General features: G+C 61.4%; 20 protein-coding genes and 7 tRNA genes. 23 read left to right on the forward strand and 4 right to left on the reverse strand.

Annotation, left to right across the window (positions count from 1 at the left end; translation table 11 throughout):
• Window positions 1-5 precede the first annotated feature (5 nt).
• From tmk to FS665_RS21615, 6 genes are all read left to right on the forward strand, one after another.
• Window positions 6-638, forward strand: coding sequence for a dTMP kinase (gene tmk, locus FS665_RS21590; RefSeq protein ID WP_145193135.1), 633 nt, complete (start codon window positions 6-8; stop codon window positions 636-638).
• Window positions 631-1,617, forward strand: a complete 987-nt coding sequence (locus FS665_RS21595) for a DNA polymerase III subunit delta' (protein WP_145193137.1) — start codon at window positions 631-633, stop codon at window positions 1,615-1,617. The genes tmk and FS665_RS21595 overlap by 8 nt, the downstream gene beginning before the upstream one ends.
• Before the next feature lie 29 nt (window positions 1,618-1,646).
• Window positions 1,647-2,429, forward strand: a complete 783-nt coding sequence (locus FS665_RS21600; protein ID WP_145193139.1) for a TatD family hydrolase — start codon at window positions 1,647-1,649, stop codon at window positions 2,427-2,429.
• Between the two features lie 408 nt (window positions 2,430-2,837).
• The gene (locus FS665_RS21605; RefSeq protein ID WP_145193141.1) at window positions 2,838-3,473 is read left to right on the forward strand and encodes a TetR/AcrR family transcriptional regulator; all 636 of its coding nucleotides are present in this window, start codon (window positions 2,838-2,840) and stop codon (window positions 3,471-3,473) included.
• A 123-nt stretch (window positions 3,474-3,596) separates the two neighbouring features.
• Window positions 3,597-4,202 carry a DUF4823 domain-containing protein gene (locus tag FS665_RS21610; RefSeq protein ID WP_145193143.1) on the forward strand — a complete coding sequence of 202 codons (606 nt, stop codon included), beginning with the start codon at window positions 3,597-3,599 and terminating at the stop codon, window positions 4,200-4,202.
• Between the two features lie 10 nt (window positions 4,203-4,212).
• Window positions 4,213-4,773: a DUF1285 domain-containing protein gene (locus tag FS665_RS21615; RefSeq protein ID WP_145193145.1), complete on the forward strand. Its 561-nt coding sequence runs from the start codon at window positions 4,213-4,215 to the stop codon at window positions 4,771-4,773.
• 72 nt (window positions 4,774-4,845) lie between these two features.
• On the opposite strand, the gene FS665_RS21620 is transcribed toward FS665_RS21615, so the two are convergent.
• Window positions 4,846-4,921: transfer RNA gene (locus FS665_RS21620), tRNA-Asn, on the reverse strand.
• Between the two features lie 63 nt (window positions 4,922-4,984).
• Window positions 4,985-6,181 carry an amino acid aminotransferase gene (locus tag FS665_RS21625; RefSeq protein WP_145193147.1) on the reverse strand — a complete coding sequence of 399 codons (1,197 nt, stop codon included), beginning with the start codon at window positions 6,179-6,181 and terminating at the stop codon, window positions 4,985-4,987.
• 287 nt (window positions 6,182-6,468) lie between these two features.
• On the opposite strand from FS665_RS21625, the gene uvrB reads away from it, so the two are divergent.
• The 11 genes from uvrB (at window position 6,469) to FS665_RS21680 (ending at window position 13,228) form a co-directional block, all read left to right on the forward strand.
• On the forward strand, window positions 6,469-8,484 hold the full coding sequence (gene uvrB / locus FS665_RS21630; protein ID WP_145193149.1) for an excinuclease ABC subunit UvrB: 2,016 nt from the start codon (window positions 6,469-6,471) through the stop codon (window positions 8,482-8,484).
• Window positions 8,485-8,605: 121 nt separating this feature from the next.
• Window positions 8,606-10,087, forward strand: a complete 1,482-nt coding sequence (gltX, locus tag FS665_RS21635; protein ID WP_145193151.1) for a glutamate--tRNA ligase — start codon at window positions 8,606-8,608, stop codon at window positions 10,085-10,087.
• Between the two features lie 209 nt (window positions 10,088-10,296).
• Window positions 10,297-10,372, forward strand: a tRNA-Ala gene (locus tag FS665_RS21640).
• 72 nt (window positions 10,373-10,444) lie between these two features.
• Window positions 10,445-10,520 (forward strand) — tRNA-Glu (locus tag FS665_RS21645).
• Window positions 10,521-10,571: 51 nt separating this feature from the next.
• Window positions 10,572-10,647 (forward strand) — tRNA-Ala (locus FS665_RS21650).
• A 42-nt stretch (window positions 10,648-10,689) separates the two neighbouring features.
• Window positions 10,690-10,765, forward strand: a tRNA-Glu gene (locus FS665_RS21655).
• Window positions 10,766-10,827: 62 nt separating this feature from the next.
• Window positions 10,828-10,903 (forward strand) — tRNA-Ala (locus FS665_RS21660).
• Between the two features lie 42 nt (window positions 10,904-10,945).
• Window positions 10,946-11,021 (forward strand) — tRNA-Glu (locus tag FS665_RS21665).
• A gap of 171 nt (window positions 11,022-11,192) precedes the next feature.
• On the forward strand, window positions 11,193-11,627 hold the full coding sequence (locus FS665_RS21670; RefSeq protein WP_145193153.1) for a thioesterase family protein: 435 nt from the start codon (window positions 11,193-11,195) through the stop codon (window positions 11,625-11,627).
• 50 nt (window positions 11,628-11,677) lie between these two features.
• Window positions 11,678-12,649, forward strand: a complete 972-nt coding sequence (locus FS665_RS21675) for a tRNA-dihydrouridine synthase (RefSeq protein ID WP_145193155.1) — start codon at window positions 11,678-11,680, stop codon at window positions 12,647-12,649.
• Between the two features lie 135 nt (window positions 12,650-12,784).
• Window positions 12,785-13,228: an Hsp20 family protein gene (locus FS665_RS21680; protein WP_145193157.1), complete on the forward strand. Its 444-nt coding sequence runs from the start codon at window positions 12,785-12,787 to the stop codon at window positions 13,226-13,228.
• A 51-nt stretch (window positions 13,229-13,279) separates the two neighbouring features.
• Here FS665_RS21680 and FS665_RS21685 read toward each other — a convergent pair whose 3' ends face one another.
• Together FS665_RS21685 and FS665_RS21690 are read right to left on the reverse strand one after the other, a co-directional pair.
• Complete coding sequence (locus FS665_RS21685; RefSeq protein WP_145193159.1) at window positions 13,280-16,576, reverse strand: PAS domain S-box protein; 3,297 nt, start codon at window positions 16,574-16,576, stop codon at window positions 13,280-13,282.
• Window positions 16,577-16,637: 61 nt separating this feature from the next.
• Window positions 16,638-17,516 carry a LysR family transcriptional regulator gene (locus tag FS665_RS21690; RefSeq protein ID WP_145193161.1) on the reverse strand — a complete coding sequence of 293 codons (879 nt, stop codon included), beginning with the start codon at window positions 17,514-17,516 and terminating at the stop codon, window positions 16,638-16,640.
• Between the two features lie 131 nt (window positions 17,517-17,647).
• Here FS665_RS21690 and leuC point away from each other — a divergent pair, with 131 nt between their 5' ends.
• The 6 genes from leuC (at window position 17,648) to FS665_RS21725 (ending at window position 24,998) form a co-directional block, all read left to right on the forward strand.
• Window positions 17,648-19,081, forward strand: a complete 1,434-nt coding sequence (gene leuC, locus FS665_RS21695; RefSeq protein WP_145193163.1) for a 3-isopropylmalate dehydratase large subunit — start codon at window positions 17,648-17,650, stop codon at window positions 19,079-19,081.
• Window positions 19,078-19,719, forward strand: coding sequence for a 3-isopropylmalate dehydratase small subunit (gene leuD, locus FS665_RS21700; protein WP_145193165.1), 642 nt, complete (start codon window positions 19,078-19,080; stop codon window positions 19,717-19,719). The genes leuC and leuD overlap by 4 nt, the downstream gene beginning before the upstream one ends.
• A gap of 70 nt (window positions 19,720-19,789) precedes the next feature.
• Window positions 19,790-20,554, forward strand: coding sequence for a class I SAM-dependent methyltransferase (locus FS665_RS21705; RefSeq protein ID WP_145193167.1), 765 nt, complete (start codon window positions 19,790-19,792; stop codon window positions 20,552-20,554).
• 54 nt (window positions 20,555-20,608) lie between these two features.
• Window positions 20,609-21,691 carry a 3-isopropylmalate dehydrogenase gene (gene leuB / locus FS665_RS21710; protein WP_145193169.1) on the forward strand — a complete coding sequence of 361 codons (1,083 nt, stop codon included), beginning with the start codon at window positions 20,609-20,611 and terminating at the stop codon, window positions 21,689-21,691.
• Between the two features lie 63 nt (window positions 21,692-21,754).
• A complete protein-coding gene (asd, locus tag FS665_RS21715; protein WP_145193172.1) occupies window positions 21,755-22,867 on the forward strand; it encodes an aspartate-semialdehyde dehydrogenase in 1,113 nt (370 codons plus the stop codon).
• Between the two features lie 1,126 nt (window positions 22,868-23,993).
• Window positions 23,994-24,998, forward strand: coding sequence for an aspartate-semialdehyde dehydrogenase (locus FS665_RS21725; protein ID WP_145193183.1), 1,005 nt, complete (start codon window positions 23,994-23,996; stop codon window positions 24,996-24,998).

The following is a 24,998-nucleotide window of genomic DNA, read 5'->3' on the forward strand; positions in this document are numbered from 1 at the left end:
TGCCTGTGAGCGGCTTGTTTATAACCCTTGAAGGCCCCGAAGGCGCGGGCAAGAGCACCAACCGTGATTACCTGGCCGCACGCTTGCGCGAGCACGGCCTGGACGTGGTGCTGACCCGCGAACCGGGGGGGACGCCCCTGGCGGAAAAAATCCGAGAATTGTTGCTCGCCCCCAGTGATGAGCGCATGGCGGCCGACACCGAGCTGCTGCTGGTGTTCGCCGCCCGTGCGCAGCACCTGGCCGAAGTGATTCGCCCGGCACTGGCGCGTGGTGCGGTGGTACTGTGCGACAGGTTCACCGATGCGACCTATGCCTATCAGGGCGGCGGACGCGGCCTTTCGCTGGCGCGCATTGGCATGCTTGAGCAGTTCGTCCAGGCTGACCTGCGTCCCGATCTGACCCTGGTGTTCGATCTGCCTGTCGAAGTCGGCTTGGCCCGTGCCGCTGCCAGGGGCCGTCTGGACCGCTTCGAGCAGGAAGGCAAAGCCTTCTTCGACGCCGTGCGACACGCTTACCTGCAACGGGCCGAGGCCCAACCGCAGCGCTATAGCCTGCTCGATGCCGCGCAGCCGCTGGAGCGCGTGCAGTCGGCGATCGATGCATTGCTGCCGGGCATCGTGGAACGCTGCCATGGCTGAAGCCTACCCTTGGCACCAGGCGCTCTGGCAACAACTGGCCGGGCGCGCCCAGCATGCCCACGCCTACCTGCTGCACGGTGCGCAGGGCACCGGCAAGCGGGCTCTGGCCGAACGCCTGATGGCGCGTCTGTTATGCCAGCAGCCAAATGGCCCGGATGCCTGTGGGCAGTGCAAGGCCTGCCTGCTGCTCAAGGCCGGCAGTCATCCAGACAACTTCGTGCTCCAGCCTGAAGAGCCCGACAAGCCGATCAAGGTCGATCAGGTGCGCGAGCTGGTGTCGTTCGTGGTCCAGACGGCGCAATTGGGCGGGCGCAAGGTGGTGCTGATCGAGCCGGTCGAGGCGATGAACGTCAATGCCTCCAATGCCTTGCTCAAAAGCCTGGAAGAGCCACCGGGCGATACCGTGTTGTTGTTGGTCAGTCACCAGCCCAGCCGACTGCTGCCTACCATCAAAAGCCGCTGTCAGCAGATCACCTGCCCGCAGCCTAGCCTCACACAGAGCCGGGCGTGGCTTGCGGCAGCGTTGCCTGAACAGGGTACAGAGCAACATGCCCAGCTGCTCGCGTTGGCGGCAGGGTCGCCGCTGCGGGCGCTGAGTCTGCATGCCCAGGGAGTGCTCGAACAGCGGGCGTTGGTCGTCGAGGGCGTCAAGAAGCTGCTCAAGCAGCAAGCGTCGCCCAGTCAATTGGCCGAGGCCTGGAACGGCGTGCCGCTGTTGCTGATATTCGACTGGTTCTGCGACTGGGCACAGTTGACCCTGCGCTACCAGTTGACCGAGGACGAAGCCGGGTTAGGCTTGGAGGACATGCGCAAGGTAGTGCAATACCTTGCGCAAAAAACTCGCCAGGGCCGGGTGCTCGATGTCCAGGCATGGATTCTGGAGCAGCGCCAGAAGGTGCTTGGCAAGGCCAACCTCAATCGCGTATTGCTGCTCGAAGCCCTGCTTGCCCATTGGGTTCAGTTGCCGGCTTCGCGCTGATTCTTTCACCTTTCACACGTGCCACCGCCATGCTTGTAGATTCCCATTGCCACCTTGATCGCCTGGACCTGAGCGCCCACCAAGGCTCGCTCGATGCCGCCTTGCAAGCCGCGCGCGAGCGCGGTGTGGGGCATTTTCTGTGTATCGGCGTCAGCGCCGAGAATGCCGGAGCAGTGAAGGCGCTCAGCGAGCACTATGCCGATGTCGACTGCTCGGTAGGCGTGCATCCACTCGACCTGGCGCCCGGCGAGACGCCAGCGCTGGAGTGGCTGTTGCGCGAGCTGGCGCACCCGCATGTGGTCGCGATCGGTGAAACCGGCCTGGACTATCACTACGAGCCTGAAGCGGCCGAGTTGCAGCAGGCATCGTTCCGCCTGCACCTTGAAGCATCGCGCCAGACTGGCAAGCCTGTGATCGTGCACACCCGCGCGGCCCGGGCGGACACCCTGGCCTTGCTGCGTGAGGCGGACCTCGCCCAGGCGGGTGTTCTGCACTGCTTCACCGAGGACTGGGACATGGCCAAGGCCGCACTTGATCTGGGTTACTACATCTCCCTTTCCGGCATCGTGACGTTCCGCAATGCCGAGGCGCTGCGCGACGTGGCGCGACAGGTGCCGGTCGATCGCCTGCTGGTGGAAACCGATTCGCCTTATCTGGCGCCGATTCCACATCGCGGCAAGCCCAACCTGCCGCAGTACGTGCGTGAGGTGGCTGAGTACGTGGCGTCGTTGCGCGGCGTGAGCTACGCGCAGTTGGCCGAACAGACCACGGCCAACTTCAAGCGTCTGTTCCCCTTGGCACGGGTGGCCTGAGGCTGCAGCACCTGCAAAAAAAAACCCGGGTTCTGGGGGGGAAACCGGGTTAAGACCATTAGGAGTAAAACAAAGGTACGCGGTCCCTGAGCACCTTTATCGACGCGCCACTCGGGGGGGGGGGCGTCGCGTCGACACTTCAAGTATTGGTCAAGTCCGGCGCGGCGCCAGGGCTTTTTTGTACGTTTTTTAAACAGATTTGGAATACGTGTGCGAGTACTTCCTTCCTGAAAGCAGTTCACCGTTGCCAAACCCTGCACCACGCGGCCTGAAATTAATGAGTGCACCAGGGTGGAGGCATGCGATTGGGCCATAACGCATCATGAAACACAGGGATCTTTGGATGATCCGTGCAATTTGCTGCAAGTTAGGCATAATAATCCGCTTCAATGTCATCCAGTCCTTCCTATGCAGAAAGAACCTCGTAAGGTCCGTGAATTTCGCCGTCGCGAACAGGAAATCCTCGATACCGCGCTGAAGCTGTTTCTCGAACAGGGTGAAGACAGCGTCACTGTCGAGATGATCGCCGACGCGGTGGGTATCGGCAAAGGCACCATCTACAAGCACTTCAAGTCCAAGGCAGAAATCTACCTGCGCTTGATGCTCGACTACGAGCGCGATTTGAACGCACTGCTGCATTCGGCCGACGTCGACCGTGACAAAGAGGCGTTGTCGCGCGCCTATTTCGAATTCCGCATGCGTGACCCGCAGCGCTACCGTCTGTTCGACCGCCTCGAAGAGAAGGTGGTGAAGGGCAACCAGGTCCCAGACATGGTCGAGGAGCTGCACAGCATCCGTGCCTCTAATTTCGACCGGTTGACTCAGCTCATAAAGGGTCGTATCAGCGAAGGCAAACTCGAAGATGTGCCGCCTTATTTCCACTATTGCGCGGCCTGGGCCCTGGTGCATGGCGCAGTGGCGCTGTACCACTCGCCGTTCTGGAGCAATGTGCTCGAGGACCAGGAGGGTTTTTTCCAGTTCCTCATGGACATTGGCGTGCGCATGGGCAACAAGCGCAAGCGCGACCCTGAGCCCGCTGGCTGAAGCGGCTCAGGCGCATTCGCCGGCAGAACGGCGGTGACGACGTTGACCAGCGGCTCGAGCTGGCGCAAAAGCTGCATCCCGCGGCTATTCGCCGGTTTTTCGTCACCGGTCACTGGAGGAAAGATGCGTAGCCTGGTCTTGCTGCTGGCGCTGATGGCGCTGGGCGGCTGCATGAATGTCAGCGATATGGGCGAGGGCGTCCGTTACCATATGAGCGATGCGGGTCTGCTGGATCACAGCGATACCCGTCGCACCTTGTCGATCCGCCTGCAGCCGGACTCATTCATCTTCATCGGCCAGGGCGCCTTCATGCCACCCGGCAAAGGGCCGCTGCCCAAGCAGAATGCCGTGGCCGAAGAAGCCTTCAAGAGCTTTGTGGAATATTTCCCGCTGGTGCGACGTGCCCAAGGACCGCTGGGCCTTGAGGAAGCGCTCGCGCAAGCGCGTTCGGTGGGCGCCGATTATGTCCTCTACACCCGCTTTGCCCGGACTGACGATCGCATTGGCAACGGCGATGAGTGGTATGACGAGCAAGCCGTCGATCGTCTGGGTTGGGACAGCGGTGTGGTGCAGATGATGCTGATCGAAACCAATACGCGCTACCTGATCGACACGGCGCGGATCAAGAGCCGTGGCGGATTGTTGACGTTTCACGACCAGACGCCCCAGGATTTGCTTGCAGCGCCCATGCGCGAGTACGCTCGTAGCCTTCTGGGCATGAGCAGGTAGGGGCAGGGTGATGACTGAAACCGGCAAAGCGAACGATCTCCTGGCGCAACTGCCTGCCGGTAAAGGTTTGCCACCGGTCCATCTGTGGAACCCGGCATTCTGTGGCGATATCGACATGCGCATCGCCCGTGATGGCACCTGGTATTACCTGGGTACGCCGATCGGGCGCAAGCCGATGGTGCGCTTGTTTTCATCCATTATCCGCCGCGACGGCGATGATTACTTCCTGGTAACGCCAGTCGAGAAAGTCGGTATTCGCGTCGACGATGCGCCGTTCGTGGTCGTGTCGTTGGACGTTCAAGGCAGTGGGCCGAGTCAGGTGCTGCGTTTTACCAGCAACGTGGACGATCAGGTTGACGCCGGGCCGCTCAATCCCCTGCGGGTGGAAACCGACCCGTCGACCCAGGAGCCGTCACCTTACGTGCTGATGCGTAGCAACCTTGAAGCGCTGATCAATCGCAACGTGTTCTATCAACTGGTGGAGTTGGCGGTATCCCACACCGTTGACGGCCAGCGATGGCTCGGTGTCTGGAGCCAGGGTGAATTCTATCCATTGGGGCGCGACGCCTGAGCGTGTGGCACTGACGATACACGCCCACGAAAAAGCCCCCGATGCTTGCGCATACGGGGGCTTTTCAGTATTTGGCTCCGCGACCTGGACTCGAACCAGGGACCCAATGATTAACAGTCATTTGCTCTACCGACTGAGCTATCGCGGAATCTGCGCGTATCTTAACGTCTGCCAGGAGGAAGTCAAGCCCACCTCCTGGCAAATCAAGCAGTTACAGCACTTCGACGATGGCCTTGGTGACCACGTGGATGTTGCTCTGGTTCAGCGCGGCGACCGCGATGCGACCGGTGTCCAGGGCATAGATGCCGAAGTCGTTCTTCAGCCGTGCGACCTGATCGACGCTCAGGCCCGAGTAGGAGAACATGCCCACCTGGCGCCCGACGAAGCTGAAATCGCGCTTGGCGCCATACTCGGCAAGCAGCAGTACCATCTGCTTGCGCATGCCATGGATACGCTCGCGCATTTCAGCCAGCTCGGTCTCCCACATGTGACGCAGCTCAGGGCTGTTAAGCACAGTGGCGACGATGGTCGCACCGTGGGTCGGAGGGTTGGAGTAGGTGGTGCGGATGACCCGCTTGACCTGCGACAGCACGCGAGTGCTCTCGTCCTTCGAGGCGGTCACGATCGACAACGCACCGACACGCTCGCCATACAGCGAGAAGGATTTGGAGAAGGAGCTGGAGACGAAGAATTCCAGGCCCGATTCAGCGAACAGGCGCACGGCGAAGGCGTCCTCGTCGATCCCCTCACCAAAGCCCTGGTAGGCCATGTCGAGGAACGGTACGTGACCCTTGGCCTTGACCACGTCCAGGACGTTTTTCCAGTCTTCCAGTGTCAGGTCCACGCCGGTCGGGTTGTGGCAGCAGGCATGCAGTACCACGACCGAGCCCGCTGGCAAGGCGTTGAGGTCTTCGAGCATGCCGGTGCGGTTGACGTCGTTGCTAGGCGCGTCGTAATAGCGGTAGGTCTGCACTGGGAAGCCTGCGCCTTCGAACAAGGCGCGGTGGTTTTCCCAGCTCGGATCGCTGATGGCGACCACAGCGTCAGGCGAGATGCGCTTGAGGAAGTCGGCACCGATCTTCAATGCGCCGGTTCCGCCCACCGCCTGCACGGTCACCACACGGCCCGCGGCCAGCAGCGGCGACTGGGCGCCGAACAGCAGCTGCTGCACGGCCTGGTCATAGGTGGCGATACCGTCGATTGGCAGGTAACCCCGCGAGGCGTGCTGGGCGGCACGCTGAGTCTCGGCTTCGATCACGGCGCGCAGCAGCGGAATGCGGCCCTCTTCATTGCAGTAAACGCCCACCCCGAGGTTGACCTTATCGGTACGCGGATCGGCATTGAAAGCTTCGTTGAGGCCCAGGATAGGGTCGCGGGGTGCCAGCTCGACAGCGGAAAACAGGCTCATTGTTACTTCGGCTCTGATTGGAGAGTGAAAAGGCGTACACGCTCCAGCCGAATGCACTGAAGCGGTGCACAAACGGGGAGTCAGTATAGAGATACCGGCGTGTGGCTGCGACAGCCTGGCGCAGGTTTTGCGGCTATTTGCCCGAATTTTTTTCGACCATTGGTCGAATTGCCCGGTCAACCGTAATGCGCGTTCACAGCTTGGTCTGGATAACGACCCCTGGGAGACGCATATGGGTATAAACTACTGGCTAAATTTACAGTTGCTGCGTCACCGCGAGGTCTGCCATGTCCGAGTTCCAGCTCGTCACCCGTTTCCAGCCCGCCGGCGATCAGCCCGAGGCCATTCGCCAGATGGTCGAGGGCGTCGAGGCCGGCTTGTCGCACCAGACCCTGCTCGGGGTAACCGGTTCAGGCAAGACTTTCAGCATCGCCAATGTCATCCAGCGGGTGCAGCGACCGACACTGGTGCTGGCGCCGAACAAAACCCTGGCTGCCCAGCTGTACGGCGAGTTCAAGGCGTTTTTCCCGAACAACGCGGTGGAGTATTTCGTTTCCTACTACGATTACTACCAGCCGGAAGCCTATGTGCCGTCGTCCGACACCTTCATCGAAAAAGATGCCTCGATCAACGACCACATCGAGCAAATGCGGCTGTCGGCGACCAAGGCCCTGCTCGAGCGCCGCGATGCCATCATCGTCACGACCGTGTCGTGCATTTATGGCCTGGGCAGCCCTGAAACCTATTTGAAAATGGTGCTGCACGTCGACCGTGGCGACAAGCTCGACCAGCGCGCACTGCTGCGGCGCCTGGCAGACCTGCAATACACCCGCAACGAAATGGACTTCGCCCGCGCCACCTTCCGCGTGCGCGGCGACGTGATCGATATCTTCCCGGCCGAATCGGATCTCGAGGCGATTCGCATCGAGCTGTTCGACGACGAGGTGGAGAACATCGCCGCCTTCGACCCGCTGACCGGCGAGGTGTTTCGCAAGCTGCCGCGCTTCACGTTCTACCCCAAGAGCCACTACGTCACCCCGCGTGAGACGCTGCTGGACGCGGTAGAGGGCATCAAGGCCGAGCTCAAGGACCGGCTCGAGTACCTGCACAAGGCCAACAAGCTGGTCGAGGCCCAGCGTCTCGAGCAGCGCACCCGCTTCGACCTGGAGATGATCCTCGAGCTTGGCTACTGCAACGGTATCGAAAACTACTCGCGTTACCTGTCCGGTCGCCCAGCCGGCGCGCCGCCACCGACCTTGTATGATTACTTGCCGGCCGATGCCTTGCTGGTCATCGACGAATCCCACGTCAGTGTTCCGCAGGTCGGCGCCATGTACAAAGGCGACCGCTCGCGCAAGGAGACGCTGGTCGAGTACGGCTTCCGTCTGCCTTCTGCGCTGGACAACCGGCCAATGCGCTTCGATGAATGGGAAGCGGTGAGTCCGCAGACCATCTTCGTCTCAGCAACGCCTGGGCCCTATGAGGCCGAGCACGCGGGTAGGGTGGTCGAGCAGGTGGTGCGTCCGACCGGTCTGGTCGACCCGCAGGTCGAAATACGCCCGGCGTTGACTCAGGTGGACGACCTGCTGTCCGAGATCCGCAAGCGCGTCGAGCAAGGCGACCGGGTGCTGGCGACCACGCTCACCAAGCGCATGGCCGAAGACCTCACCGATTACCTGGCCGACCACGATGTGCGGGTGCGCTATCTGCACTCGGACATCGACACCGTGGAGCGCGTCGAGATCATCCGCGACCTGCGCCTGGGGACCTTCGATGTGCTGGTGGGCATCAACCTGCTGCGCGAAGGCCTGGACATGCCCGAGGTATCCTTGGTGGCGATCCTTGACGCCGACAAGGAAGGCTTCCTGCGCTCCGAACGCTCACTGATCCAGACCATCGGCCGGGCGGCGCGTAACCTCAATGGTCGCGCGATCCTGTACGCCGACAACATTACCGGCTCCATGCAGCGTGCCATTGACGAGACCGAGCGTCGCCGCGAGAAACAGCTGGCGTTCAACGAAGCCAATGGCATCGTGCCCAAGGGCGTGGTAAAGGACATCACCGACATCCTCGAAGGCGCCACGGTGCCGGGTGCGCGGAGCAAGAAACGCAAGGGCATGGCCAAGGCTGCGGAGGAAACCGCGCGCTACGAAGCCGAGCTGCGGACCCCTGGCGAGATCACCAAACGCATCAAGCAACTGGAAGAAAAAATGATGCAGTTCGCCCGGGATCTCGAATTCGAGGCAGCCGCACAGTTGCGCGACGAAATCACCCAACTGCGCGAGCGCTTGATCACCACGTGATGACACTGCAGGCATGGCGCCGGGGCAGCAGGGCAGGGCATGCTGAGTACCACCGCTGGAGCCGGGTGCCTGCTCCCTGCTAACATCGCGCCTCTGTTTCATCTTTCGTTCGAGACCCTCCATGACCACCGTTCGTACGCGTATCGCGCCATCGCCCACTGGCGATCCCCATGTTGGCACTGCCTACATCGCCCTGTTCAACTACTGCTTCGCCAAGCAGCACGGCGGTGAGTTCATCCTGCGCATCGAAGACACCGATCAGCTGCGCTCCACCCGTGAATCTGAGCAGCAGATCTTCGACGCCCTGCGGTGGCTGGGCATCGAGTGGAATGAAGGTCCGGATGTCGGTGGCCCCCACGGCCCCTACCGGCAGAGCGAACGCGGCGAAATCTACGCCCAATACGCCAAGCAGCTCGTTGATGCCGGTCACGCCTTCTACTGCTTCTGCACCGCCGAGGAGCTGGAGCAAATGCGCGCCGAGCAAATGGCGCGTGGTGAAACGCCGCGCTACGACGGCCGTGCACTATTGCTGAGCGATGAGCAAGTGCAGCGCCGGCTGGCCGCAGGTGAGCCGCACGTGATCCGCATGAAGGTGCCGAGCGAAGGCGTCTGTGTGGTGCCGGACATGCTGCGTGGCGATGTCGAGATCCCGTGGGATCGCATGGACATGCAGGTGCTGATGAAGAACGACGGCCTGCCGACCTACTTCCTGGCCAACGTCGTCGATGACCACCTGATGGGTATCACCCATGTACTGCGTGGAGAGGAATGGCTGCCGTCGGCGCCGAAGTTGATCAAGCTGTACGAGTATTTCGGTTGGGAGCAGCCCAAGCTGTGCTACATGCCCCTGCTGCGTAACCCCGACAAGTCGAAGCTGTCCAAGCGCAAGAACCCGACTTCGGTGACCTTCTACGAACGTATGGGTTTCATGCCTGAGGCGATGCTCAACTACCTCGGCCGTATGGGCTGGTCGATGCCGGACGAGCGTGAGAAGTTCTCGCTGGCCGAAATGGTCGAGCACTTCGACCTGTCGCGGGTATCGCTCGGCGGCCCGATCTTCGACATCGAGAAGCTGTCCTGGCTCAATGGCCAGTGGCTGCGGGAGCTGCCGGTCGAGGCATTCGCCGCTCGCGTGCAGCAATGGGCCTTCAACAGCGATTACATGATGAAGATCGCACCGCATGTGCAAGGGCGGGTCGAAACCTTCAGCCAGATCGCACCGTTGGGCGGGTTCTTCTTCGAGGGTGCACTGAAGCTCGATGCCAAGCTGTTCGAAAGCAAGAAGCTCTCGGGCGATCAGGTGCGTCAGGTGTTGCAGTTGATCCTGTGGAAGCTCGAAGGCCTGCGTCAGTGGGAAAAAGAGCGGATTACCGGCTGCATTCAGGCAGTGGTGGACGCGCTGCAACTGAAGCTACGAGACGCCATGCCGCTGATGTTCGCGGCTATCACTGGCCAAGCCAGCTCGGTATCGGTGCTTGACGCCATGGAGATCCTTGGCCCAGACCTGACCCGTTACCGTCTGCGCCAGGCGCTTGACCTGCTGGGCGGGGTTTCCAAGAAAGAAAACAAAGAGTGGGAGAAGCTTTTGCTGACCATCGCTTGAGGGCCGGGGGGCGCGCCATCGCTGCCGGGCGGGCAGTTGCGGCAGGGCAGGGCGGTAAGTGATTGTTATCTGTGAAAAAACTTTTGAAGTTTTTGAAAAATTCGTTTGACAGTCTGACCTGCCGATCTTAATATGCGCCCCGTCCACAGCGATGAACGTAAACGATACGCCAGGCACCCAGCCAGCGCTTCGGTTCAGAGTGACATTGTGGGGCTATAGCTCAGCTGGGAGAGCGCCTGCATGGCATGCAGGAGGTCAGCGGTTCGATCCCGCTTAGCTCCACCAAATTCCGTTCGGCAGTCATGGCTGTCGAGCAAGACCGGGTCCAGCAACCAGGTCTTGAAGGTAAGAAGGTTCGTCCCCTTCGTCTAGTGGCCTAGGACACCGCCCTTTCACGGCGGTAACAGGGGTTCGAGTCCCCTAGGGGACGCCAGTATTGCACAAGCGATGTTTCACAGTCGCTGGGCCGCGAGGCTAAAAATCCGGGGCTATAGCTCAGCTGGGAGAGCGCCTGCATGGCATGCAGGAGGTCAGCGGTTCGATCCCGCTTAGCTCCACCAATTTTGCCGCGGTTTGCGCAAGCGAACCGGCACGAAGGTTACGTCCCCTTCGTCTAGTGGCCTAGGACACCGCCCTTTCACGGCGGTAACAGGGGTTCGAGTCCCCTAGGGGACGCCACTTTTACCCGCGTTTTGCGGGACTTAAAAGGCTTGTTCGCATATTGAATAAGCCTTTGTTTCGGGGCTATAGCTCAGCTGGGAGAGCGCCTGCATGGCATGCAGGAGGTCAGCGGTTCGATCCCGCTTAGCTCCACCATTTCTGCCAGGGTTCACACTGTTGAACCTGCGCGAAGGTTACGTCCCCTTCGTCTAGTGGCCTAGGACACCGCCCTTTCACGGCGGTAACAGGGGTTCGAGTCCCCTAGGGGACGCCATTTTTTACCCGCGTTTTGCGGGACTTTTAAGGCTCATTCGCATATTGAATGGGCCTTTTGTTTTTTTCCTGATAAATCCCGGCATTAGCCAGTGGCGGCACAGCGTCACACAAGACTGGACTTTTAGCGCATCTACCCGGCTAAATTCGGTTTTATCTCAAGGAAGCGGGCATGAGCTGGGACTTGGCAACGCCATTCATCATCGACTTGCGCGTGAGTAGCGAAGACATCGACGGGCTCGGCCACGCCAACAACGCAGTCTATGTCACCTGGCTCGAACGCTGCGCCTGGCGCCACTCTCAGCGTCTGGGCCTGGATCTGGCAGAGTACCGTCGTCTTGATCGGGCGATGGCAGTTGTGCGCCATGAAATCGACTACCACGCCGCTGGCTACGAGGACGACGAGCTGCAACTGGCAACCTGGATCGTCGATTGGGATCAGCGCCTGCGCATGACTCGACGCTTTCAGCTCAAGCGCCCACGTGACGGCGTGACCTTATTGCGGGCGCAGACCACATTCGCCTGCATCGAACTCTCCACTGGCAAGCCCAAGCGCATGCCCGCCGAATTTCTCGAAGGCTACGGCCCGGCGCTGATCGGTCGCTGAAGCGCGCGCATTGTTTGGTAGACTGCCGCCTTTTTCCGCGAGAACGAGAAATGCAAATTGCCCTGGCCCCCATGGAGGGGCTGGTCGACAACATCCTGCGCGACGTATTGACCCGCGTGGGCGGCATCGACTGGTGCGTCACCGAGTTCATCCGCGTGTGCGACCGCCTGCTGCCCGCTTCCTCGTTCGACAAGTTGGCACCGGAGCTGCGCCAAGGTGCGCGGACAGCCGCTGGCGTGCCCATGCGCGTGCAGTTGCTGGGCTCGGACCCGATGTGCCTGGCCGACAACGCCGCACTCGCCTGCGAACTGGGGGCGCCGGTCATCGACCTGAACTTCGGTTGCCCGGCCAAGACCGTCAACAAATCGCGCGGTGGTGCGGTGCTGCTCAAGGAGCCTGAGTTGCTGCATGCCATCGTGCGTGAAGTCCGCCGTGCCGTGCCTGCTCATATTCCAGTCACCGCGAAGATGCGCCTGGGTTTCGACAGCCCCGATGGCGCCATGGACTGCGCCCGCGCGCTGGCCGAAGGCGGCTCGGCGCACCTGGTGGTGCACGCGCGCACCAAGGTAGAGGGCTACAAGCCGCCGGCACATTGGGAATGGGTAGCCCGGGTGCAGCAGGTGGTCGCAGTGCCGGTGTTCGCCAACGGCGAGATCTGGACCGTCGACGACTGGCGCCGCTGCTGCGAAGTCAGCGGCGCCGAGCACATCATGTTGGGCAGGGGGCTGGTGTCTCGGCCTGATCTGGCCCTGCAAATTGCGGCGGCCCGCGACCGGCGCGATTATCAGCCGTTGAGCTGGGAGCAGTTGCTGCCCTTGCTGCGTGAATTCTGGCGCCAGGCCCAGGCCAAGTTGTCCCCGCGTTATGCGCCAGGGCGCTTGAAGCAGTGGCTGGCGATGCTGACCCGCAGCTACCCACAAGCCGTGCAGTTGTTCGCCGAGCTGCGTCGTGAAGATGACTGCGGGCGCATCAGCCGCCTGCTTGGAGTCGATCCCGTAAGGCTGGAGCCGTGCGTCGCCTGAGCGCAGGTGCGCCCTGCAAAAAAAATTTTGCAAGGCGCCCTTGAAAGCGTTTGCCGCGTCCCTATCTTCTGAGTACGCGATGCCGAAGTCGGGTCGCGCAGTGACTTTACTTGCTGAATCTCAGGAGTTCATGACATGACTACCGCATTTTCCCTCGCTCCACTGTTCCGCCATTCCGTTGGTTTCGACCGTTTCAACGACCTGTTCGAATCCGCGGCACGCAATGAGGCGGGTAGCAGCTACCCTCCCTACAACGTGGAAAAACATGGCGATGACCACTACCGCATCGTGGTTGCTGCAGCCGGTTTCCAGGATCAGGACCTCGACCTGCAAGTCGAGAAAGGTGTTCTGACCGTAACCGGTGGCAAGCGCGAAAACGCCGCCGCTGAGGTGACCTACCTGCATCAGGGCATTGCCCAGCGCGCGTTCAAGCTGTCGTTCCGTCTGGCCGACCACATCGAAGTGAAATCGGCGGGCCTGGCCAACGGCTTGCTTAGCATCGATCTGCTGCGCATCGTGCCTGAAGAAGCCAAGGCCAAGCGCATCCCGATCAACGGCGACAAGCCTGCGCTGAACTGATGCGGGCAGTGTGATACGACAAAGGGCACCTTCGGGTGCCCTTTGTTCGTTTCAGTCGCCAGCACGCGCCTCGAGCAGCATTTGGCGGAACTGCTCGAACGGCAGCGGCCGGCTGTGCAGGTAGCCCTGGTACAGGTGGCAGCCCAGCCGCTCGAGAAATGCCAGTTGTTCAGTCAGCTCGACACCTTCGGCGATCACCGCAAGGTCGAGACTGCGCGCCATGGCCACGATGGCGCGGACTATCTCGGCATCGTTGGGGTCGTCGGTGGCATCGCGGACAAACGTCTGGTCGATCTTCAAGGCGTCCACCGGCAGGCGCTTGAGGTAGGTCAGCGAAGAGTAGCCGGTACCAAAGTCGTCCATGGCGAAGCTCACACCGTAGCGCTTGAGTTCGCGCATCTTGTTGATGGTGTCCTCCAGGTTCTGGATGACGATGCCCTCGGTAATCTCGAGCTTGAGTATCTGATGTGCGAGGCGGTGGTCGTCCAGGCTGCGCAGCACGCGTTGGACGAAGTCGTTCTGGCGAAACTGCCGCGGGCTGATGTTCACGCACAGGCTGAAGTCATCGGCATCGATCAAGCCGTCATGCAGCAGACGAGCGCAGGCGTCACAGGCTTCATCGAGGATCCAACTCCCCACCTCGAGGATCAGACCGCTTTCTTCCAGAACCTGGATGAACTGTGCAGGGGGTTGCTGGCCCAGCTGCGGGTGATGCCAGCGCAACAGCACTTCGGCGCCGACGATGCGGTTGTCGCGAGCATCCACTTGCGGCTGAAAGTGCAGCGCCAGCTCGCCACGTGCCAGCGCCAGGCGCAGGTCGTTCTCCATGCGCAGGCGTTCGCTGGCCGCCTTTTGCATGGTGCTGTGGAACAGTTGCGTCGTGTTGCGGCCTGAGTCCTTGGCCCGGTACAAGGCGATATCGGCACGCTTGAGCAGATCCGCCGGGGTGGCGCCATGATCGGGAATCAACGCCACGCCGATGCTGGGCGTCACCTGAAGGCGCTGACCGTCCAGCGACATGGGTTCGGCCAGCAGCTCACGCAAGGTGTCCGCCAAGGCTCGCACTTGTTCCTCGACTGCCTCGCGGCTGCCCTCGAGGCCACTTAGCAGCACCACGAACTCATCGCCACCCAGGCGCGCCACGGTGTCCTCCAGGCGCACACTGGCCTCCAGGCGAGCAGTGATGATTTTCAGCACGGTGTCGCCCACCGGGTGGCCCAGTGAGTCGTTGATGTGCTTGAAGTGGTCAAGGTCCAGGAACAGCAACGCGCCGCGCAGATGGTGGCGGCGCAGCAAGGCGATCTGCTGGCTCAGGCGGTCCATCAGCAAGGCCCGGTTGGGCAGGTTGGTCAGCGGGTCGTGATAGGCCAGGTGGCGGATCTGCGCCTGGGCGTTTTTCAGTTGGCTGACATCGCGCGCAGTCAGCAGCAGGCAATCGACCTCGTTGATGCTGATGGGCTCGACCGAGACCTCCACCGTGAGAATATCGCCACGCTTGTTGCGCCCCAGCATCTCGCGGTGATGAACCCGGCCCAGTTCCTTGAGTTCGGTGAGCAGGGCGCTACGCTGCTTGTCGTCCGCCCAGATACCGATCTCATAGGCGCTGCGCCCGATCACTTCGTCGGCGCTGTAGCCGGTCAGACGGCTGAAGCCATCATTGACCTCCAGATAGCGTCCGCTGCGACGCTCGGTAATGATGATGGCGTCGGGGCTGGAGTGAAACGCCTTGGCGAACTTCTCCTCGCTGGACTTCAGTGCAGCTTCCGCACGCTGCTGTTGGGTAATGTCGCGCAGGGTGGTGACGCTGCACGGTTGGTTGTCGACGCTGATCAGGCGGCTGGCGATCACGCAGGTCAGCAGCATGCCATCGCGGTGGTTGACCAGCACTGCGACATTGCTCAGCGCCTGGTCGCGGATCACCCGCTCGATGCGTTGGGCGCGCTCGGGTGGCTCCGACCATAGCCCGATTTCTTCGGCAGTACGGCCGATGACCTGCTCGGCCTTCCAGCCGAACGTCTGGGTGAACGCTGGATTGATCTCGATGAACTGCCCGGTGTCCTGGCGCGTGACGCAGATTGGGTCTGGGCTGACCTGGAACAGGCTGGCGAACTTTTCTTCCGACGCGCTCAAGCGCTGCTCGCGCTCCACCTGCTCGGTGATGTCGAGCAAGGTGCCGGCCATGCGCAAGGGGTTGCCGTGCTCGTCGCGGTACAGCCGTGCCCGGCTCTCGATGTAGCGCGAAGCGCCATTGTCCAGTTGCACGCGGTAGGTGATCTGATAATTGCCGGCCGGCCCTTCGCGCAGGCTGCGGTAGGCATCGCGCATGTTGTCACGTTCATCGGTCGACACACCCTCGAAGAACGATTCGAACGATTCGTGAAACGGCACCGGCTCCAGGCCGTGCAGCTGGGCGGCGCGCGCCGAGCCATAGAGCATGCCACTGGGAATGTGCCAATCCCAGGTCCCTAGCTGAGCCGAGTCCAGCGCCAGGTCCAGGCGTTCCTGGCTGTCCTTGAGGGCAAGCTCGGCGCGTTTGCGCTCGGAGGTGTCGACGAAGGTGCTGATCAGGTAGGTCAGGCCCTCGAGCTCGATGCGCTGGGTGCAGAGTATGCCGTCATGGAGTTTTCCGGAGCTGGCGCGGAACTGCACCTCCATGATCGCCGGGCCGTTGTTGGCGCGGGTCGCCTCCATGACCTGATCGCGCTGCTGCGGGTTGACCCAAAGGCCCAGCTCCAGGCTGGTCTTGCCGACGACCTGGCTGCCGGTCCAGCCGAACATGTCTTCGAAGTGCTGATTGACCTCGATGATCATGCCGTCCTGGCGCCGACTGAGCAGAATCGCGTTCGGGCTCAGGTGAAACAGCGTGGCGAAGCGCTTCTCCGAGTTGATGAGTGCGGTTTCCCGCTCGCGCTGGCGGGTGATTTCACGGATCACCCCGATCATCTGTCGCCGACCCTGGCGATCATGGGTCAGGCTGCCGTTGATCTCCAGCCAATGCAGGCTGCCGTCAGGCCAACGGATGCGGTGGCGCATGGCCTGCTCGACCGGCTCGCCATTGACGGCGGCGTGAAACAGCTGGCGGGTACGGGCGCGGTCCTCTTCCGGCAGTAGGTCCAGATAATCGATGTCGTTGGGCAACGGGCGCCGCGGATCGAAACCGAACAGCGCCTGGGTGCCGCGCGACCAGCTGATGCGGCCGGTGTCGATGTCCCACAGCCAGGCCCCCAGGCGCGCGCCATTGAGCGCGGCGAGCAATTGCGGGGCGTTCTGCCAGGCTTGCTCCGACTCCTGGGGGTCAGCCGCAGGGATACGCGGCAAGCGCGGAAAGCGATTCGCTGATTTGGGCATGGGTACCAGACCTTTGGCGTGTGATGCGTCCTTGAGTTGGAAATGCCGGGCTGACGGGCGGTCAGGCGGACCCCGCGTGGCTGTCGAGCAAGGCCATGAAGGCCCTGGCTGCATTCGATAGCGTGCGCTCAGTGTGCAAAATGTAGCCTAGCTGGCGCGACAGCTGTATGCCGGGTAAAGCGATGGGTGCAACCTGCTCATCGAGCATGGTGCGGGGTAGCACGCTCCAGGCCAGGCCAATCGACACCATCATCTTGATGGTTTCCAGGTAGTTGGTGCTCATGGCGATGTTGGGCGTCAAGCCCTGGCTTTCGAACAGGCGCTGGACGATGTGGTGGGTGAAGGTGTTGCCACCGGGGAACACCGCCGGGTGGCGAGCAACGTCCGCCAGGCTGACGACGGCGTTGCTAGCCAGCGGATGCTCGGGGGCGGCGACGAAGTCCAGGGCGTCATCCCAGACCGTCACCGCCCTGACCAGGTGATGAGGCTCAGGCGCAAGGGTGATTACGGCAATTTCGGCGCGGCCGTGGAGGATCTCATCGTAGGCCTGTTCCGAATCCATGAACTGAATATCCAGCGCCACAGCCGGGTACTGACGGGTAAACGCCCGTAATAGCGGGGGCAGGCGGTGCAGACCGATGTGGTGGCTGGTGGCCAGGGTCAGGCGACCGGCAACTTCACCGGTTAAATTGGTCAGCGCTCTGCGGGTATCATCGAGCACGTTGAGAATCTGGTAAGCGCGCGGCAACAGGGCACGCCCGGCTTCGGTCAGGGTCACCTCGCGGCCCAGGCGGTCGAACAAGCGCACATCGAGCTGTTGTTCCAGTCCAGCAATACGTTTGCTGACCGCCGGCTGGGTCAGGAACAGGCGCTCACCTGCCGCGGAGAAGCTGCCGGTTTCGGCAATGGCGATAAAGGCGCTGAGGTTAGCCAGATCCACGGTTTCGGATTCCTTTTGGTTATCCAAAGCATAAAAAATATGAATTTGAGTTATTCAATCTAACCCCATAGCATCGTCCGTACAAGCCAAGGGGTCTTTGGCATAGAAAGACGCTGATGAGGAACAGTCTGATGGCTGGCAAAACGCTCTACGACAAACTCTGGGAAGCCCATGAGGTCAAGCGCCGCGACGACGGCTCGTCCCTGATCTACATCGACCGCCATATCATCCACGAGGTGACCTCGCCCCAGGCCTTCGAGGGCCTGCGTCTGGCCCGGCGCAAGCCGTGGCGCATCGATGCCAACATCGCCACGCCCGACCACAACGTGCCCACCACGCCAGAGCGCAAGGGCGGCATCGAGGCCATCGCCGACCAGGTTTCGCGCCTGCAAGTGCAGACCCTTGATGAAAACTGTGACGAGTACGGCATCGTCGAATTCAAGATGAATGACGAGCGCCAGGGTATCGTCCACGTCATCAGCCCCGAGCAGGGCGCGACCTTGCCGGGCATGACCGTGGTCTGCGGCGACTCGCATACCTCCACCCATGGTGCCTTCGGTGCCTTGGCCCATGGCATCGGGACTTCGGAAGTCGAGCATGTGCTCGCCACCCAGTGCCTGGTCGCCAAGAAGATGAAAAACATGCTGGTGCGCGTCGAAGGCCAATTGCCAGCCGGCGTCACCGCCAAGGACATCGTCCTTGCCGTGATTGGCAAGATCGGCACCGCCGGTGGTAACGGCCACGCCATGGAATTCGCTGGCAGCGCCATTCGCGAATTGTCGATGGAAGGGCGCATGACCATCTGCAACATGTCCATCGAAGCGGGCGCCCGCGTCGGTCTGGTCGCCGTCGATGACACCACCGTCGCGTATGTCGAGGGGCGTCCCTATGCGCCTAAAGGCGCCCAGTGGGAGCAGGCTCAACAGGCCTGGAAGGCCTTGGTGTCCGACGCCGATGCGGTGTTCGACACCGTGGTCGAGCTCGATGCCGCGCAGATCAAGCCGCAGGTCAGTTGGGGGACCTCCCCGGAAATGGTTCTGGCTGTCGACCAACGCGTACCAGACCCTGCTGCCGAGCCTGACCTCATCAAGCGTGGCTCGATCGAACGCGCCTTGAAGTACATGGGCCTTGCCGCCAATCAGGCGATCACCGACATCAAGCTCGATCGCGTTTTCATCGGCTCGTGCACCAACTCGCGCATCGAAGATTTGCGTGCTGCCGCCGAGATCGCCAAGGGCCGCAAGGTCGCTGCCAATGTCAAGCAGGCCCTGGTGGTGCCAGGCTCTGGCCTGGTCAAGGCTCAGGCCGAACGCGAAGGGCTGGACAAGATCTTCCTCGAAGCCGGCTTCGAATGGCGTGAGCCCGGCTGCTCGATGTGCCTGGCGATGAACCCGGACCGCCTGGAAAGCGGCGAGCACTGCGCCTCGACCTCCAATCGCAATTTCGAGGGACGTCAGGGTGCCGGCGGCCGTACTCACCTGGTCAGCCCGGCCATGGCCGCCGCCGCCGCGGTCACCGGTCACTTCATCGACGTACGCGAGTTGATCCAAGGGAGCGCAGCATGAAAGCCTTTACCCAGCACACCGGTCTCGTCGCGCCGTTGGACCGTGCCAACGTCGACACCGACCAGATCATTCCCAAGCAGTTTCTCAAATCGATCAAGCGCACCGGCTTTGGCCCCAACTTGTTCGACGAGTGGCGCTACCTGGATGTAGGCCAGCCGTATCAGGACAACAGCAAACGTCCGCTGAACCAGGACTTCGTGCTCAACCACGCACGTTATCAGGGCGCCAGTGTGTTGCTGGCGCGGGAAAACTTCGGTTGTGGATCGAGCCGCGAACACGCGCCATGGGCGTTGGACGAGTACGGCTTTCGCAGCGTGATCGCCCCCAGTTTCGCCGATATCTTCTTCAACAACAGTTTCAAGAATGGCCTGCTGCCGATCATCCTCAGCGACGATGAAGTCGATGAGCTGTTCAGGCAGGTGGAAGCCGCGCCCGGCTACCAGCTGACCATCGATCTGCAGGCTCAGGCGGTAACCCGGCCGGATGGCAAGGTGCTGCATTTTGAAATCGATGCGTTTCGCAAGCACTGCTTGCTCAACGGCCTGGATGACATCGGCCTGACCTTGCAAGACAGCGAGGCGATCAAGGACTTCGAGGGCAAGCACCGCAGCAGCCAGCCGTGGTTGTTCCGCGACTGAGCCGTACCGTAAGGCCACGCGTGCCGCCCAGCGCGCTGGCCCGTGCGACCTACAGCTAAAGGACTGACAGATGACCAGCACTACCCACACCGACGTGGTACAACGCCAGTTCGGCGAGCAGGCCAGCGCTTACCTGAGCAGTGCCGTACACGCCCAAGGCCATGAGTTCGCCCTGCTACAAGCTGAGCTGGCAGGGCGGGGTGATGCGCGGGTGCTGGACCTTGGCTGCGGCGCCGGTCACGTCAGTTTCCAGGTCGCGCCGCTGGTGGCCGAGGTGGTTGCCTATGACCTGTCGCAGTCGATGCTCGAAGTAGTGGCCAGTGCTGCCAGCGAGCGTGGCCTTGGCAATATCGTTACCCAGTGCGGTGCCGCCGAACAGCTGACCTTCCCCGATGCGAGTTTCGATTTCGTCTTCAGCCGTTACTCGGCTCATCATTGGAGCGACCTGGGGCTGGCCTTGCGCGAGGTGCGCCGGGTGCTCAAGCCAGGTGGGGTGGCTGCTTTCATCGATGTGATGTCGCCGGGCAGTGCGCTGCTCGACACGTACTTGCAGAGCGTCGAGGTGCTGCGCGACACCAGCCATGTACGCGATTACTCGGCTGCCCAGTGGCAGCGTCAGGTCAGCGAGGCGGGCCTGCATGTGCGCAGCCATAGCCGTCAGCGCCTGCACCTGGAATTCGACAGCTGGGTCCAGCGCATGCGTACACCTGAGCCGATGCGTGTGGCCATCCGCCATTTGCAGCAAGCCATGGGTGAGGAAGTGCGGCAGTATTACCAGATCGAAGCCGATGGCTCGTTCAGCACCGACGTGATAGTGCTGTGGGCAGAGCGTTAAGAACTTTTCGGCGAGGCTGACATGGCCGCGCCGCGTGAATGAATAGAGGAAAGCATGAGCAAGCAGATTCTGATTCTCCCTGGTGACGGCATTGGCCCGGAAATCATGGCCGAAGCGGTCAAGGTCCTGGAGCTGGCCAACGACAAGTTCCAGCTCGGCTTCGAGCTGGAGCATGACGTGATCGGCGGCGCGGCTATCGACAAGCATGGCGTACCGCTGGCCGATGAGACGCTTGAGCGTGCGCGCAAGGCAGACGCCGTATTGCTGGGCGCCGTAGGCGGGCCGAAGTGGGACAAGATCGAGCGTGACGTGCGCCCCGAACGGGGGCTGTTGAAAATCCGTTCGCAGCTGGGCCTGTTCGCCAACCTGCGGCCTGCCATTCTCTATCCGCAACTGGCCGACGCGTCGTCGCTGAAGCCGGAAATCGTCTCGGGCCTGGACATTCTGATCGTCCGTGAGCTGACCGGTGGCATCTACTTCGGCGCGCCTCGCGGCCAGCGCGAGCTTGAGGGCGGCGAACGCCAGGCTTACGACACCCTGCCATACAGCGAAAGCGAAGTACGTCGGATTGCCCGCGTCGGCTTCGACATGGCGCGCGTGCGTGGCAAGAAGCTGTGTTCGGTCGACAAGGCCAACGTGCTGGCCTCCAGCCAGTTGTGGCGCGAAGTGGTGGAGGAGGTGGCCAAGGACTATCCGGACGTAGAGTTGAGCCACATGTACGTCGACAACGCGGCCATGCAGCTGGTGCGAGCGCCGAAACAGTTCGACGTGGTGGTGACCGATAACATGTTCGGTGACATTCTGTCGGACGAAGCTTCGATGCTGACTGGCTCCATCGGCATGCTGCCGTCGGCCTCTCTTGACGCCGATAACAAGGGCATGTACGAACCTTGCCATGGTTCGGCTCCGGACATCGCCGGGCAGGGCATCGCTAACCCATTGGCGACCATTCTCTCGGTGTCGATGATGCTGCGCTACAGCTTCAATCAGCACGTGGCGGCTGGGGCGATCGAGCAGGCGGTCAGCCTGGTTCTCGACCAGGGCCTGCGCACCGGTGACATCTGGTCGGCGGGTTGTAACAAAGTCGGCACGCAGGAAATGGGCGACGCAGTAGTCGCAGCGCTGCGGAATCTGTAATCTCTCTGGCCCGCCACGGCAAACTTGAGGTGGCGGCCCACTTTTAGCAAAGGTGTAGTTGCGATGAAACGTGTAGGTCTGATCGGTTGGCGCGGTATGGTCGGTTCCGTGCTCATGCAGCGGATGCTGGAGGAGCAGGACTTCGACCTTATCGAGCCAGTGTTCTTCACCACTTCCAATGTGGGTGGCCAAGGCCCTAATGTGGGCAAGGACATTGCTCCGCTCAAGGACGCTTATTCGATCGATGAGCTCAAGACCCTCGACGTGATCCTGACCTGCCAGGGCGGCGACTACACCAACGAGGTGTTCCCCAAGCTGCGCGAAGCCGGCTGGCAGGGCTACTGGATCGACGCCGCTTCGTCGCTGCGCATGCAGGATGATGCGGTAATCGTGCTGGACCCGGTCAACCGCAAGGTGATCGATCAGCAGCTCGATGCCGGGACCAAGAACTACATCGGTGGCAACTGCACCGTCAGCCTGATGTTGATGGGCCTGGGCGGTCTGTTCGAAGCAGGCCTGGTCGAATGGATGAGCGCCATGACCTACCAGGCCGCCTCTGGCGCTGGTGCGCAGAACATGCGCGAGCTGATCAAGCAGATGGGCGCTACCCACGCGGCGGTTGCCGATGACCTGGCCAACCCGGCCAGCGCCATCCTCGACATCGACCGCAAGGTGGCCGAGGCCATGCGCGGCGAGGCATTCCCAACCGAGAACTTCGGTGTGCCGTTGGCCGGCAGTCTGATTCCGTGGATCGACAAGGAATTGCCGAACGGCCAGAGCCGTGAGGAGTGGAAGGCCCAGGCCGAGACCAACAAGATTCTCGGTCGCTTCAAGAGCCCGATTCCGGTCGATGGTATCTGCGTTCGCATCGGTGCCATGCGCTGCCACAGCCAGGCGCTGACCATCAAGCTGAACAAGGATGTGCCGCTGGCGGACATCGAAGGCATGATCAGCCAGCACAACCCTTGGGTTAAGCTGGTGCCGAATCAGCGCGAGATCAGCATGCAGGAGCTGGCGCCTACCAAGGTGACTGGTACTCTGAATATCCCAGTTGGTCGTCTGCGTAAGCTGAACATGGGGTCGCAGTACCTCGGTGCGTTTACCGTTGGTGACCAGTTGTTGTGGGGTGCTGCCGAGCCGCTGCGTCGCATGTTGCGGATCTTGCTGGAACGTTGATTTACGCTCGCCGCAAAAAAACCGTGCCGGTCGGCGCGGTTTTTTTTCGTCCTGCTAATATCCATCTCGGCACTTGTACTTGCAGTCTAGTTGACTAGCTTTTGCTTTTGCTTTTGCTTTTGCTTTTGCTTTTGCTTTTGCTTCTAAGTGCGCGATAGTTCAGGCAGCACAAATTGCGACCTCAGGAGGCCGAGCGTAGGCGTCTGGAGGGCCCAGGGTGCGCAGCACCCCCGACGGCGTAGCCGGAGGACGCGAGCTGTACGACTTGCGTAGCAAGTTGTGGCCGCGCAGGGCCCGCAAGACGCCGGAGCGAGGGGACCCCGGAGCGCAGCGCAGGGGCCGGATGTGGGAGCGAGGGGTTTTTGGTTCCTTTTTGCCCCGTCAAAAAGGGACTCGCCGTAAAGGCGAAAAGGTGATTGAGCGTCGCCATCGCCAATGAATACCGCTGAGGTATCAAAACAATCTCGCCTTTCAGCTCCTGACTTTTAATTCCAATTCAAAGTTTCAAGCTTCAAGTTTCAAGTTTCAAATTTCAAGTTTGAAGTTTGAAGTTTGAAGTTTGAAGTTTGAAGTTTGAAGTTTGAAGTTTGAAGTTTGAAGTTTGAAGTGTGGGGCTTTGGCATACGATGCGCATTCATTAGCGATGATTGCGCACAATCACCTTTTCGCCCTTACGGCGAGTCACTTTTTGTCAAACGCGACAAAAAGTAACCAAAAAACGCTGCGCTCCCACATACGGCCCCTGCGCTGCGCTCCGGGGTCCCCTCGCTTCGGCGTCTTGCGGGCCCTGCGCGGCCACAACTTGCTACGCAAGTCGTACAGCTCGCGTCCTCCGGCTACGCCGTCGGGGGTGCTACGCACCCTGGGCCCTCCAGACACCTACGCTCGGCCTCCTGAGGTCGCAATTTGCGTTGCCTGGACTACCGTGCGCTTAGAAGCCGAAGCAAGAGCAAGAGCAAGAGCAAGAGCGAGAGCGAGAGCGAGAGCAAGAGCAAGAAAAAGAGCGAGAGCGGAGGTGAACTCGAAAGCGAAGCTTGCAGCAACGCTGCGGTTCTGCTGCGACAGACAAAACCGCACAATACGCGTAAAGTGCCGCCCCCGCCGTAACAGCTAAAAGGATCCTTCCATGAATACCTCGTTGGACATCGCCGTCGTTGGCGCCACCGGCAGCGTCGGTGAAACCCTCGTACAGATCCTCGAAGAACTGGCCTTCCCTGTAGGCACCCTGCACCTGCTGGCAAGCATGGAATCGGCGGGCAGCAGCGTCATGTTCGCCGGCAAGAAACTCAAGGTGCGCGAAGTCGACAGTTTCGATTTCGCCCAGGTCAAACTGGCCTTTTTCGCCACCAGCCCCGCCGTCAGCCGCAGCTTCGCAGACAAAGCCCAGCAAGCAGGCTGCAGCGTCATCGACCTGTCAGGCGGCCTCGACGACGCCCTCGCCGTGGTACCCGAGGCAAACGCCCAGCGCCTGGCCGAGCGGCCATTGCCAGCACGCATCACCAGCCCCAGCTGCGCAGCCGTGGCCCTGGCTGTTGCCCTGGCCCCGCTCAAGGACCAGCTCGACATCCAGTGTGTACAGGTCATGGCTGCCCTGGCCGTTTCCGCGCAAGGCCGCGAAGCGGTCAATGAGCTTGCCAGACAAACTGCCGAACTGCTCAACGCCCGGCCGCTGGAGCCACGCTTCTTCGACCGCCAGGTCGCGTTCAACGTGCTCGCCCAGGTCGGCGCTGTCGATGAAGACGGCCACGCTGCCCTCGAGCGTCGCCTGGTCAGCGAATTGCGCGTGTTGCTGAACCTGCCCGAATTGAAAATCGCCGTCAGTTGCATTCAAGTCCCAGTGTTTTTCGGCGATAGCTTCAGTGTGTCGGTACAAAGCAGTGCCCCTGTCGACCTGACGCAGGTCAATCAAGCCCTGGAACAGGCCGAAAGCATCGAAACCGTCGAAATCGACGATTATCCAACCCCGGTTGGTGACGCAGTCGGCCAGGACGTGGTCTATGTTGGTCGTGTACGCCACGGAATTGACGAACCCCAGCAACTCAATCTCTGGCTGACCACCGACAACCTGCGCAAGGGCGCCGCGTTGAACGCTGTGCAAGTGGCACAATTGTTGATTAAACACATGGTGTAA

Source organism: Pseudomonas sp. URMO17WK12:I11 (genome assembly GCF_007677725.1).
Taxonomy (GTDB): domain Bacteria; phylum Pseudomonadota; class Gammaproteobacteria; order Pseudomonadales; family Pseudomonadaceae; genus Aquipseudomonas.

Coding starts and splice junctions, on each gene's coding strand:
- FS665_RS21595 (WP_145193137.1), top strand. CDS start 631: ATGGCTGAAGCCTACCCTTGGCACCAGGCGCTCTGGCAACAACTGGCC.
- FS665_RS21600 (WP_145193139.1), top strand. CDS start 1,647: ATGCTTGTAGATTCCCATTGCCACCTTGATCGCCTGGACCTGAGCGCC.
- FS665_RS21605 (WP_145193141.1), top strand. CDS start 2,838: ATGCAGAAAGAACCTCGTAAGGTCCGTGAATTTCGCCGTCGCGAACAG.
- FS665_RS21610 (WP_145193143.1), top strand. CDS start 3,597: ATGCGTAGCCTGGTCTTGCTGCTGGCGCTGATGGCGCTGGGCGGCTGC.
- FS665_RS21615 (WP_145193145.1), top strand. CDS start 4,213: ATGACTGAAACCGGCAAAGCGAACGATCTCCTGGCGCAACTGCCTGCC.
- FS665_RS21625 (WP_145193147.1), bottom strand. CDS start 6,181: ATGAGCCTGTTTTCCGCTGTCGAGCTGGCACCCCGCGACCCTATCCTG.
- uvrB (WP_145193149.1), top strand. CDS start 6,469: ATGTCCGAGTTCCAGCTCGTCACCCGTTTCCAGCCCGCCGGCGATCAG.
- gltX (WP_145193151.1), top strand. CDS start 8,606: ATGACCACCGTTCGTACGCGTATCGCGCCATCGCCCACTGGCGATCCC.
- FS665_RS21670 (WP_145193153.1), top strand. CDS start 11,193: ATGAGCTGGGACTTGGCAACGCCATTCATCATCGACTTGCGCGTGAGT.
- FS665_RS21675 (WP_145193155.1), top strand. CDS start 11,678: ATGCAAATTGCCCTGGCCCCCATGGAGGGGCTGGTCGACAACATCCTG.
- FS665_RS21680 (WP_145193157.1), top strand. CDS start 12,785: ATGACTACCGCATTTTCCCTCGCTCCACTGTTCCGCCATTCCGTTGGT.
- FS665_RS21685 (WP_145193159.1), bottom strand. CDS start 16,576: ATGCCCAAATCAGCGAATCGCTTTCCGCGCTTGCCGCGTATCCCTGCG.
- leuC (WP_145193163.1), top strand. CDS start 17,648: ATGGCTGGCAAAACGCTCTACGACAAACTCTGGGAAGCCCATGAGGTC.
- leuD (WP_145193165.1), top strand. CDS start 19,078: ATGAAAGCCTTTACCCAGCACACCGGTCTCGTCGCGCCGTTGGACCGT.
- FS665_RS21705 (WP_145193167.1), top strand. CDS start 19,790: ATGACCAGCACTACCCACACCGACGTGGTACAACGCCAGTTCGGCGAG.
- leuB (WP_145193169.1), top strand. CDS start 20,609: ATGAGCAAGCAGATTCTGATTCTCCCTGGTGACGGCATTGGCCCGGAA.
- asd (WP_145193172.1), top strand. CDS start 21,755: ATGAAACGTGTAGGTCTGATCGGTTGGCGCGGTATGGTCGGTTCCGTG.
- FS665_RS21725 (WP_145193183.1), top strand. CDS start 23,994: ATGAATACCTCGTTGGACATCGCCGTCGTTGGCGCCACCGGCAGCGTC.